Consider the following 12,210-nt stretch of genomic DNA (forward strand, 5'->3'; position numbering starts at 1 on the left):
AGTTAATCCGCCGCCGCGCGGCCCTTGAGGGCGACGATGCCCTTTGGCCGGAATTGAATGAAGAGGATGATAAAGAGGATCATGTAGGTCTGTGCCGCCAGCGTATTGGACGGGTTCAACCATTCGATCCCCTTTTGCAGGAACCCGATCAGCGACGCGCCTGCGAGCGTACCCCAGACATTACCGACACCGCCCACGACCACGGTCATAAAGCTTTGCACGATGTAATCCGCGCCCATCTCGGAGGTAACCTTGGCATATAACCCGATCGCGACACCGGCGATGCCGGCGATGCCCGAACCCAAACCGAAAGTCAGCATGTTGATCTTGTCAGGGTTGATCCCCATCGAGGCCGCCATGCCGGGGTTTTGCGTCACGGCGCGCACTTCCAGCCCCAGCCGCGTGCGTTTGAGCACAAACAGGATCAGTCCCAAGAACAGCAGCGCCAGCACGAAAATCGCGATACGGATATAGCTGATTGCGATCACGTCGTTGAACACGAGCGCCCCGTCTAGCCATTCAGGTGACGTCAGCGGGCGCGCTTGGGTGCCGAAGATGTTCTTGGCAAGCTGCTGCAAGGCAATCGAGATGCCAAATGTTGCCAAGAGGGTTTCAAGTGGACGGTGATAAAGATGTCGGATGACCAAACGCTCCATTGCGACACCAGCGCCGAAGGTAATTGCAAAAGCCAAAGGCAATGCGATGATGATCGACAGCGTATAGTCCGGCACAAACTGCTGCACGACGAAGCCGGTGTAGGCACCCATCATGATGAATTCGCCATGGGCCATATTGATCACGCCCATCACGCCAAAGGTGATTGCAAGCCCGATGGCCGCGAGAAAATAGATCGAGGCCAGCGACAGCGCATCCAGCCCCAAATCAATGCCCTGGCTCACGGCAACGCGGGTTTCAACGGCTGCTAGAGCCTGCTCGGCGGCGTCTGTAATCACGGGATCAGGTTCCGCGTACTGAAGGAAATAGATGTGGTCTGCGACTGCGGCGGTCTGCGCCTCGGGTGTCACGCGCGGGGCGACAAGCCCCTGACCGGCAAGCGCGTCATAGGCTTCCGCGCGGGCCGCATCGGTGTTCAGCGCGCTGACAGGAACCCCACCCACCATGCCGCCTTCGATATTGGCGACAAGCGCTTCGCGGATTTGGGCGCTTGTCACAAGCGCAGGTGCAAGCTCTGCTGCGACCAACCGCTCATAGGCCTCTTGCGCGCTCAGGTCGACACCAACGGTCAGCACCTGTGCGACATTGGCATCATCGGGAAGGGCTACGGCAAACTGCGGCTGGCTCGACAAAACGGTGTTCAGCACCGCACGGACATCAACCGAAAGGTCATCGGCCATGCCTGCGATGGCGGCTATGCGCGCCTCTTGTGTTTCGCCGAAAAGAACCGCCAACATTCCCGCCAGCCGCTCTTTGGTGTCTTTCAGGGAAGGGTCAGGCTCGCCTGCGATCGAAGCCTGCAACGGGCCAAGCTGGCTGGCATCCATGCTGCGGGCGATCGCATCAACGGCCGCTTGGCGTTTGGTGATATCGGGATCGGAAAGCTGGAACTGCACGAGTGCATCGCCGATGGCGCGGCGCACACCGCCATTGGGGCGCGCCTCGGTCAGGCCATCGTCATTCGCAAATGTGGTTGTGGTGCCTGTGTCGAGGTCTTCAAGCGTAATCGCGTCATCTGCTTCAATCGCACGGAAGAACAAACCGTCACTGTCACGCTGCACAATCTCGCGGTCGCGCCATGCCTCAAGAAACGGCAGCGCCTGTGGCAGTCCGCTGGCAACCAAATCGTCGAGCACCACACCGACGCTTTGGCGACCGGGGCTCAGCACCTCGTCCTGATGGGTTTGCAGGATGTCTTGCAGGGTTTGCGCTTGCAAAGATGCAGGCAGGATCAGGCACAAGGACAGCGCAAATGAGAGCAATCGCAGCATGTGGATTCAAGCCGATATTGTGAGGGAGGGGTTCAGGGACGCATTAGGTCATGCGTCCCTGAACAGCTGCTTTAGTAGTTGGAGGTCAACTGCACACAGGTTTCGGTCTCGGTGTTATACATCCCGCAACCCAGTGTTTGCCAATCCGACACCAGCACCGCAGATTCCGGCAGATAATCGGTCCATGCATCACCTGGCACCTCAGAGGTCTGGCTGATGATATCGAACTGGCCGTCAGCGGTGATCTCACCGATCAAGACAGGCTTGGCAAGGTGGTGGTTTGGCAGCATGACCGCCGTACCACCTGTCAGGTTCGGGAATTCCTGACCGTACATGGCCTCACGCACCGCATCAACGTCTGTTGTACCCGCCTCGGTCACCGCGTTCACCCACATGTTGAAGCCTATATAGTGGGCCTCCATCGGGTCGTTGGTTACGCGGTCTTCGCCCATCTTGGCTTTCCACGCTGCGACCCATTCGTCGTTCAGCTCGGATTCAGCGGACTGGAAGTAGTTCCACGCGGCCAAGTGACCGACAAGGTCGGATGTATCCAGACCCGACAGCTCTTCCTCACCCACCGAGAAGGCCACAACAGGCAGGTCATCGGCAGAGACACCCGCCGCCGCCAGCTCTTTGTAGAACCCGATGTTCGCATCACCGTTGATTGTTGAGATGACGCCAACCTGTTTGCCGTCTGCGCCCAGCGCGACAACGTCAGCAACGATTGTGGCCCAGTCGGAATGACCGAAAGGCGTGTAGTTCACAAAGATATCCTCGGCAGGAATGCCTTTGGACTGCAGATAGGCCTCAAGGATGTTGTTGGTTGTCCGTGGATAGACATAGTCTGTGCCCAAGAGCGCGAATTTCTCGACCCCGAGCTCTTCAAGGAAGTAGTCCGTCGCAGGGATCGCCTGCTGGTTTGGTGCCGCACCTGTGTAGAACACATTGCGCGAGCTTTCTTCGCCTTCATATTGCACTGGATAGAACATCAGGCCGTTGAGCTCTTCCAGGACAGGCAGCGCAGACTTGCGGCTGACGGATGTCCAGCTGCCAAAGATCACATCGACTTCGCTGACGGTCAGCAGTTCGCGCGCTTTTTCCGCAAAGAGCGGCCAGTCGGATGCCGGATCGACAACGACAGCTTCGATTTCACACCCGAGCAACCCGCCAGCGGCATTCTGGTTCTCGATCAGCAATTCCATTGTGTCTTTGAGCGTGGTTTCGGAAATCGCCATGGTGCCAGAGAGCGAGTGAAGCACACCCACTTTGATCGGATCGGCGCATTGCGCGGCAGCCATAGATGTCGTGCCCAGCAAGGCAGTCAAAACAATTGCAGAAGTTCTAAAGGTCATAGTCTTTTGGTCCCCGTTGTCGTTGCGGGATGCTGCGTCAGGAAACCAATTCCCTATGCAACCCTGGACCAACCCAATAGGAAGGACCCGCAACAGTGATGTTGTAGTCGCGTGAAGGGAACGATCTTGCAGGATAGCCCTTCGCGCGACGCCGAAGTTTTCCTCGGACGCCCCAAAGTGGTGCTGCACTGCAGAAATATGCTAGTGATTTCGCGTTGAACCTGTCGCCTCACGCCTCAGCGCCTATAAAAATCGCAAAAACCGTGATCCAGCCTATTTTTTGATCACGTTAAATGCCCTGACATGAACGTGAAGTGAATTTCGGTACCCCGCTTTGAGGTGATTCCGACGGATCACGGCATTTCTGTCGAAAAGGATCGCGTCGGGGCAGCCCTGCTTAGCTTTCCGCCTGCGCAATACCCTGCGTCAGGGTGCCAACAACCGTGTCATCGCCATCAAGCAAAAACAGATCATCGGTCAAACGTCCCAGCACGCGCGCCAACCGTGGCTGTCCGATCAATGTAGCGGGTGTCGTCACGACCATGCGCAACGCATCCGCAAGCGGAATCCCGACATGATGCACCAACCGCCGCATACCTGCGGCCTGTGTGATATGCGCGCCCGCCAGATTGCCTTCGGCGTTGACCAACCGCCCCTCTTGCAGGCAGATCGTCCGGCCATAAAGCGTGAATTGTGTCTCTCCGCCAACTGTCGCCATCGCATCCGACACCAGAAACGGCGCGGAGCCTGCGGCACAGGCCCGCAGTGCAAGGCGCAGCATACGGTCATCCACATGCACCCCGTCACAGATCATGCCAAAGGCAATCCCGGCGTTCAAAATCGCACCCACAGCGCCCGGCGCGCGGCTTGTCATCGGTGACATGGCGTTGAACAAATGCGTTCCGCAGCGTGCCCCTGCTTTGATCGCCGCCTCGACCTCTTCGGCGGTGGCATCCGTATGCCCGAGCGAGACAATTGCGCCCATTTCGGCCAGTAAGGCGATTTGCGCAGGCGTCGCGGCCTCCGGTGCGAGGGTAATCATCACGGCGACCCCTGCCTTGCGCAGATCGGACACGATGGTCAGCGTGTCCTGATCTAATGGACGGATACACTCCGCGCGATGCGTCCCCCGCTTTGCGACACTGATATGCGGGCCTTCAATGTGCAGCCCCAGAATATCCGGGGCATCTTTTGCGGCAATCGCGGCGGCTGCCGCTTGTACAAGCAAATCCGGTTGGTCAGTGATGACCGTTGGTAAAATCGCGGCCGTCCCGAAGCGGCGGTGCGCGGCCGCAATCTGTGCCATGCCGTCAACTGTGGGGGTATTGTTCAGAAGGACGCCACCACCGCCGTTGACCTGCAAGTCAACAAAGCCGGGTGTCAAAAGCCCGGAAAGTGGGATGGCCGGAACCGACGCGCGCGATGTCTCGACGATCATACCGTCTGCTACGCGCACAGCCATGTCGTCCACGATGTCCTGGCCATCAAAGAAACGGTCAGGTTTGAACCAGCCGTCCGTCATACCGTGAGCCCCGTAGCATTGCGATGATCCATCCACGCCGCATAGGCGGCACCACGCGCGCCACTGGCGTCACCCCCTTGCGCCAAGGCAAGCGGGGCGGCAGCGAAACCGTCAATCTGCGTGTTCTTGGCGGCAACCCGCAAATTGGCAATCACATCAGGCATAGCCGTGAGCCCGCCGCCCAGAACGATCACATCAGGATCAATTGTGAGCGTGAGGTGATGGAGCACCTCAGCCACAAGCGCGCACCAAATCGCCCAGACCTGCGCCATATCCGTGGTGCGCCGCGCAGCAATCTCATGCGTGCTCAGGTCCATTCCCGTGACGAATGCGGCCAAGCGTTGCAAACCGGGCCCCGAGATATACCCCTCGATACATCCTTTCCGCCCGCAACCGCAGTCATAAACCGGCAGGCCATGTGCGGCGATGATCTGCGCCGGGGCCGCGATATGGCCAATCTCGCCGCCTGTCGCCGTCGGCCCTGTGCGCCATTTTTGGTCGATGATCAGGCCACCGCTCACACCTGTGCCAAGGATCAGCGCCATCATCACCGATTTCCCCTGCCCCGCGCCGAACACCGCCTCTGACAGGGCCAGCGCGCGGCAATCATTCAGGAACGTAATTTTGCGCCCTGCCCGCCGTTCTATATCGGCGGGAAAGGGCCGCCCGGAGGCCGGCAGATTGTTCGCCAGCGTTAGGCCGGTTTGCGGGTTCACAAGACCGGCGGCACCGACACCCACCGCCGCAACTGTGCCCGCAGCGTCCGAGGCCCACGCGATCTGAGCAACGACCGCATCTACGAGTTGGTCATAACATTCGGGGGTCGGGATCCGGTGGCGGGCGATCTCTTGCCAAGCGGCATCAAAGACACGCGCCTCTATCTTTGTCCCGCCAAGATCAATGCCAAGGGTGTTCATTACAGGGGTCCATCGGATCAAAGGGGCAGGATCGTCTTGTCACTGCCAGTTATCGTCGCGGTTTTCGTCAGGCAAGACAATGACAGGTTTTCCCATCGTCGCGCTAATGATGCAGTGCCGCGACGGTCTTGAGCACCGAGAAGCCATAAAGCGCCTCGAACCCCTTTTCGCGCCCGTGACCCGAAAGGCCGCGACCGCCAAAGGGCAGCTCGACCCCGCCACCTGCGCCATAGTTGTTGATAAACACCTGCCCCGCCCGCAGCGCACGCGCCATGCGCATCTGCCGCGCTCCGTTTTCAGACCAACAAGACGCGACAAGGCCAAACGCGGTGCCATTGGCGATGGCGATTGCCTCTGCCTCATCCTCGAAGGGAATAATGACCTGCACGGGCCCAAAGATTTCATCCTGCGCCAGCGTGTGATCAGGCGCGACATCTGCAAAGAGCGTTGGGGCAACATAGGCCCCACCTGCAGGTGCGTCATCAACGATCTGCCCGCGCGCTGCCACCTCCAGATCGCCACCCTGCGCCAAAAAACCCTCAACGATCTCTTTTTGCCGCAGCGACACCAAGGGCCCCACATCCAGATCAGCTAAAGCAGGCCCCGCCCGCAGCTGCGCGTAGCGGGTAGCCATTTCGGTTACCACCTGATCATAGACACCACGCTGCACCAATATCCGCGATGCAGCAGAACAGGTCTGTCCCGCGTTCTGGATACCTGCATTCACTAAATACGGTAAAGCAGCCGCGATATCCGCATCGTCAAACACCACCTGCGGTGACTTTCCCCCAAGCTCCAGTGTCACCGGCACAACATTTGCACCGGCACTCTGCTGGATCAGTTTTCCCACGCCGACAGAGCCGGTGAACGAAATGTGGTGCACGCCCTTATGTGCAGACAAAGCGGCACCCGCCTCGGCACCCACTCCCGGCACGACATTCAGCGCGCCATCAGGCAGCCCCGCCGCGCGGGCGATTTCGGCAAAGGCCAAGGCGGTCAGGCAGGCTTCTTCGGCGGGCTTGAGAACACAGGCATTGCCCATCGCCAACGCGGCCCCCACCGAGCGCCCGATGATCTGCATCGGATAATTCCAAGGGATGATATGGCCGGTCACACCATGCGGTTCGCGCAGGGTATAGACGGTATAGCCATCCAGATAAGGGATCGTCTCGCCATGGACCTTGTCGGCAGCACCGCCGTAGAATTCCAGATAACGCGCGAGCGCCAACACATCGGCGCGCGCCTGTTTTAGCGGCTTTCCCACATCCATCGCTTCCAGTTGCGCCAACTCATCGACATGCGCCAGCACCGCCTGACCAATCTTGGCCAGCATCCGCCCCCGCTCCGCCGCCGTGGCTTTGCCCCATGCGCCCGATAGCGCCCCTTCTGCCGCCGCGACCGCCGCAGCGATGTCATCAGCCCCGCCACGGGCGATCTCGCACAGGGTGCTGCCATCAGAGGGGTTGATAAGGGCAAGGGTCTCGCCTGAGAACGCGTCAACCCACTTTCCTGCTATGAAACACTTGCGGGGGTCGATGTTGCGTGGTCGTAGCGTCATGGCGGTCAATTCCTGCAAGCTTTATCTCGGCTAAGGATTACCACGTGCCCGCTGACAACGGCAATCATCACGATCAGCGCGTATGATTTCCGATGTTTATCTCAATCTGTGGTGCCCGCGGCCGGACTCGAACCGGCACGGCCTTACGGCCAAGAGATTTTAAGTCTCCGATGTCTACCATTCCACCACGCGGGCACGGCGCTATTCCTATGACGCTCTGCCGCGGTGGGCAAGCCGTGATCAGAGTTCTGTGCCCAAGGGTGGATCAAGCAGCGCGCGTTCCGACAGCCACGGGTTTAGTGCAACTGCCGCGCGCAGAACCGCCTGCCCTTCTTCGTTGCGTCCCATGGCAATCAGGGTCAGCGCTTTGCCGGACAACGCACCTACGTGGTTGGGAATAATCTCCAGGGTGCGGTCAAGGTCGGCCAATGCGCCTTCGTAGTCTTCGCTGAGGAAACTGGCGAAGGCACGTTGATTGTACCCTTCGGCATAGTCGGGGCAGTAGTCGATCAGACGCGAGAAGACCGTGCGCGCGCCCAGAAAATCATAAACACCGCGCCGTGACATGCCCTCGTCCAGCATCGCTTGTGCTGTGGCGTCGGGCGCGTCGGTCCAAAGCTCCCAAAGACCATTGGAAAGTTCGCGGCCCGCCATTTCAGTCTGCGCTTTTCCGAGTTCAGACAAAATCTCGGACATGCGTGCGCTGTGGTCAGGCGCCTCAGGGCAGGTTTGTGCCAGCGCAGGCGTGGCCGTGAGGCAAAGGGGGATCATCCATTTCATGAATGAAGTATCTGCGCCACAACGCGGTTCCGTCAAGCGCCACCACCCGCACCGGGGGCGACAGGTGACAGCCCTTCTTCTTTGACCGCCTGCATCGCGACATAGGTCGAGGTGCTTGCGACATGCGGCAATGTCGATATTTTTTCTGCCAGAACAGCGCGGTAGCCCGGCATGCCTGCGGTGCGGACTTTCAGCAGATAGTCAAATGCCCCTGCGATCAAATGACACTGCTCGACTTCCGGTACCAGCATCACCGCACTATTGAATGCAGCTAATGCGCGTTCACGCGTATCCGACAGCTTGACTTCGACGAAGGCAACATGGTCGCGGCGCAGCCGGATCGGATCATAAAGCGCGCGATAACCGCGGATAATACCGTGATCTTCCAGCCTTTTTAGCCGTGCCTGCGTGGGCGATTTCGACAAACCGATCCGGCGGGCAAGCTCGGTGACGCTGATCCGGCCCTCAACCGTGAGAATATCAAGTATCTTGAGATCAAACCGATCCAGCCCAACAGGCGTTTCAGCCATGATTCATCCAGTTAATAAGTAAATCCGCCCGCGAGATTGGCACATTGCAGTGAGAATGGCCACGTATTTCTTGCTAGAGTAGGACAAATTCAGAAAGGAGCCTGCCATGCCGCGCGATCATTCAACAGATGTCCGCCACCAGATTGACTTGTCCATGTATCAGGATGAAGACAGCGCCGTTGAAGCGCTTGTTGCGGCTGCCCAGCTGACACCGCAAGACCGCGCACGGATTTCCAAACGCGCGGCAGAGCTTGTCACCCAAATTCGCAACAGCTCTGATCCCGGCCTGATGGAGGTCTTTCTGGCTGAATACGGCCTGTCCACCGATGAAGGCATCGCGCTGATGTGTCTGGCCGAGGCGCTCTTGCGCGTACCGGACGCCGATACGATGGATGAGCTGATCGAGGACAAGATCGCCCCCTCTGACTGGGGCAAGCATCTGGGCCACTCCGCGTCATCACTGGTCAATGCCTCGACCTGGGCCCTGATGCTGACGGGCCGCGTTTTGGATGATGAAAAGCCAGGCATGACCCGCCACTTGCGCAGTGCCATGAAGCGGCTGGGCGAACCTGTGATCCGTAGTGCCGTGGCCCGCGCGATGCGCGAAATGGGCCGTCAGTTTGTGCTGGGTGAAGATATCGGCAAAGCCATGAAACGCGCACAAGGCATGCAGGACAAGGGCTTTACCTACAGTTATGATATGCTGGGCGAGGCCGCGCGCACTGAGGCGGACGCGAAGGGCTATCACCTGTCCTATTCGCGTGCGATCAGCGCGATTGCCGAACACTGCAAATTCGACACAGTTGCGGAAAACCCCGGCATTTCGGTCAAACTCTCGGCCCTGCATCCGCGCTATGAAGTCGCGCAAGAGGCCCGCGTCATGGAAGAGCTGGTACCGCGTGTCCGTGCACTGGCGCTTCTCGCGAAGTCAGCAGGCATGGGCTTTAACATTGATGCGGAAGAGGCTGACAGGCTCTCGCTTTCGCTCGATGTGATCTCTGCCGTGTTGTCCGAGCCTGCCTTGGCGGGATGGGACGGTTTTGGTGTTGTCGTGCAGGCCTACGGCCAGCGCGCACCTCTGGTGATCGATTGCCTATACGAGATGGCCACGCGGCTTGACCGCAAGATCATGGTCCGGCTGGTCAAAGGCGCCTATTGGGACGCCGAGATCAAGCGCGCACAGGTCGAAGGGATTGACGGTTTCCCCGTCTTCACCGCCAAACAACACACGGACATCAGCTATATCAGCAATGCACGGAAACTGCTGCGCATGACAGACCGGATCTATCCGCAGTTCGCCACGCATAACGCCCACACCGTCGCTGCTATCCTTGACCTTGCCCAGCAATTGGAGCGCAGCAGCAACGATTACGAATTCCAGCGCCTGCATGGCATGGGCGAGACTTTGCATTCCATCGTGCTGAACGCCGAGAAGACCCGTTGCCGCATCTACGCGCCCGTTGGCGCGCATGAGGACCTGCTGGCCTATCTGGTCCGTCGCTTGCTTGAGAACGGTGCCAACTCGAGCTTCGTGAACCAGATCGTCGATGAAGACGTACCTGCCGAGGTCGTCGCGGCCTGTCCGTTCGATTATGCGGGACAAAGGCCTGCGTTGAAGACCGGCCCGGAACTTTATGAACCCGAACGTGTAAACTCAAAGGGATGGGATCTGACCCATACGCCTACGCTTGCAGAGATTTTCAACAGTCGCACTGTGTTGCAAAAAGCCAAATACAAAGGCCATGCATTGACGACGGCCGCCTACAAATACCCCAAGGCGAAACTGGTAAACGCCCAACCCGTCAAGAACCCCGCCATGCCGGGTGATATCGTTGGTCAGGTTCAGGTCGCGACCGAGAAAGAGATCGCAACAGCACTTGAAACCGCCACCCCTTGGCACGCGGATGTTGCCGCGCGCGCAGAGATCCTGAACGCCGCTGCGGATGCCTATGAGGCCAATGCGGGCGAGCTTTTCGCCATTCTGACGCGCGAGGCTGGAAAGTCTCTGCCTGATGCGGTGGCAGAATTGCGCGAAGCGGTGGATTTCCTGCGCTACTACGCGGCACAAGCCACAAGCCAGCAACAGGCGCGCGGCGTCTGGACCTGCATCAGCCCTTGGAACTTCCCTCTGGCGATTTTCACCGGCCAGATCGCAGCAGCACTTGCTGCGGGCAATGCTGTGCTGGCAAAACCGGCCGAGCAAACCCCTCTGATTGCGACCCGCGCAACAGCTTTGCTTCATGACGCAGGTGTACCGCCCAGCGCGTTGCAACTCTTGCCCGGTGGTGGTGACGTCGGCGCGGCTCTGACAGCGGATGCGCGCATCAATGGTGTGGCCTTCACCGGCTCGACCGCGACCGCGATGAAGATCCGCAGCACGATGGCGGCCAATTGCGCCCCGGGCACACCCCTGATTGCAGAAACAGGTGGTTTGAACGCGATGATCGTGGACAGCACCGCCCTGCCCGAACACGCGGTGCGCGACATCATCAATGGGGCGTTCCAATCCTCCGGTCAGCGGTGTTCAGCGCTGCGCTGCCTTTATGTGCAAGAGGATATCGCCGATAACCTGCTGAAAATGCTCAAAGGTGCGATGAACGAACTCAACGTCGGTGACCCCTGGCATCTGTCCACAGATGTGGGCCCCGTCATTGATGAGGCCGCCTATACCGGTATTGCAAACCACATCGCGCAAGCCGCCAGCGAAGGCCGCATCCTGCATCAGATCAAGGTGCCATCCACCGGCTATTTCATTGCGCCCACAGCAATACGGATTAACGGTATTGCGGACATGACCAAAGAGATCTTCGGTCCGGTTCTGCATGTGGCAACCTTCAAGTCATCCGAGCTGGATGACGTCATCAATGCGATCAATGCCACGGGCTATGGTCTGACGTTTGGTCTGCACACACGCATCGACGACCGCGTGCAGACGATTGTCGAGAAGGTTCACGCCGGCAACATCTATGTCAATCGCGACCAGATCGGCGCGATTGTCGGCAGTCAGCCCTTTGGCGGCGAGGGCCTGTCAGGGACGGGTCCAAAGGCCGGCGGCCCACACTATCTGCCCCGCTTTGCCGCACGGCCCGCACCACACACAGAGGCTACTTGGTCTGCGGCTGCCGACATGAAGGCGCTGAAAAAGCGGATCGCAGAGGCAACGGCCCCGACACCGGCCAAACCAACCGATCTGCCCGGCCCAACCGGCGAATCCAACCGCCACAGCACGACGGCCCGCGGCCCGATCCTTTGCATGGGGCCGGGTGCGGATGTCGCGCAAGAGCAGGTGGCCGCTGTCAAAGCACTCGGTGGTATCGGGATCAGCACCGAGGGCGCTTTGACGGCCTCGCAACTGAACGAGATTGCTGATCTGGGTGCCGTGATCTGGTGGGGCGACGCCCAGACCGGACGGGCGCTTGAAACGGCTCTGAGCACACGTCAGGGCCCGATCACAGCGCTGATCACCGGCATGCCTGACGCGGCCCATGTGCTGCATGAACGCCATGTCTGCATCGACACGACAGCAGCGGGCGGAAATGCCGCACTTCTGGCCGAAGTTGCAGAGGTCGCCACCCCAGCTTTCTCTTGACCGCTGGGGCGGCTTC

Annotated in this window: 8 protein-coding genes and 1 tRNA gene; 1 reads left to right on the forward strand and 8 read right to left on the reverse strand. The window is 59.5% G+C overall.

Going from position 1 to position 12,210, the window contains the following annotated elements:
- Positions 1 to 2: 2 nt before the first annotated feature.
- The 8 genes from urtB to SJY29_RS11695 form a co-directional block, all read right to left on the reverse strand.
- Positions 3 to 1,946 carry an urea ABC transporter permease subunit UrtB gene (gene urtB / locus SJY29_RS11660; RefSeq protein ID WP_400083144.1) on the reverse strand — a complete coding sequence of 648 codons (1,944 nt, stop codon included), beginning with the start codon at positions 1,944 to 1,946 and terminating at the stop codon, positions 3 to 5.
- A gap of 71 nt (positions 1,947 to 2,017) precedes the next feature.
- Positions 2,018 to 3,298 (reverse strand): urea ABC transporter substrate-binding protein, encoded by a 1,281-nt coding sequence (urtA, locus tag SJY29_RS11665; protein ID WP_400083147.1) that lies wholly within the window; start codon positions 3,296 to 3,298, stop codon positions 2,018 to 2,020.
- A gap of 397 nt (positions 3,299 to 3,695) precedes the next feature.
- Positions 3,696 to 4,820, reverse strand: a complete 1,125-nt coding sequence (nagA, locus tag SJY29_RS11670; RefSeq protein ID WP_400083150.1) for an N-acetylglucosamine-6-phosphate deacetylase — start codon at positions 4,818 to 4,820, stop codon at positions 3,696 to 3,698.
- The gene (locus tag SJY29_RS11675) at positions 4,817 to 5,737 is read right to left on the reverse strand and encodes an ROK family protein (RefSeq protein ID WP_400083152.1); all 921 of its coding nucleotides are present in this window, start codon (positions 5,735 to 5,737) and stop codon (positions 4,817 to 4,819) included. Before SJY29_RS11675 ends, nagA begins: the two co-directional genes overlap by 4 nt.
- A gap of 103 nt (positions 5,738 to 5,840) precedes the next feature.
- Positions 5,841 to 7,295: an aldehyde dehydrogenase family protein gene (locus SJY29_RS11680; protein WP_400083155.1), complete on the reverse strand. Its 1,455-nt coding sequence runs from the start codon at positions 7,293 to 7,295 to the stop codon at positions 5,841 to 5,843.
- A gap of 109 nt (positions 7,296 to 7,404) precedes the next feature.
- A tRNA-Leu gene (locus SJY29_RS11685) sits at positions 7,405 to 7,490 on the reverse strand.
- Positions 7,491 to 7,535: 45 nt separating this feature from the next.
- The gene (locus SJY29_RS11690; protein WP_400083158.1) at positions 7,536 to 8,075 is read right to left on the reverse strand and encodes a tetratricopeptide repeat protein; all 540 of its coding nucleotides are present in this window, start codon (positions 8,073 to 8,075) and stop codon (positions 7,536 to 7,538) included.
- A 32-nt stretch (positions 8,076 to 8,107) separates the two neighbouring features.
- Complete coding sequence (locus tag SJY29_RS11695) at positions 8,108 to 8,605, reverse strand: Lrp/AsnC family transcriptional regulator (RefSeq protein WP_110278331.1); 498 nt, start codon at positions 8,603 to 8,605, stop codon at positions 8,108 to 8,110.
- A gap of 106 nt (positions 8,606 to 8,711) precedes the next feature.
- On the opposite strand from SJY29_RS11695, the gene putA reads away from it, so the two are divergent.
- The gene (putA, locus tag SJY29_RS11700; protein WP_400083162.1) at positions 8,712 to 12,194 is read left to right on the forward strand and encodes a bifunctional proline dehydrogenase/L-glutamate gamma-semialdehyde dehydrogenase PutA; all 3,483 of its coding nucleotides are present in this window, start codon (positions 8,712 to 8,714) and stop codon (positions 12,192 to 12,194) included.
- Positions 12,195 to 12,210 lie beyond the last annotated feature (16 nt).

Source organism: Yoonia sp. R78084, assembly GCF_044595625.1.
Taxonomy (GTDB): Bacteria; Pseudomonadota; Alphaproteobacteria; order Rhodobacterales; family Rhodobacteraceae; genus Yoonia.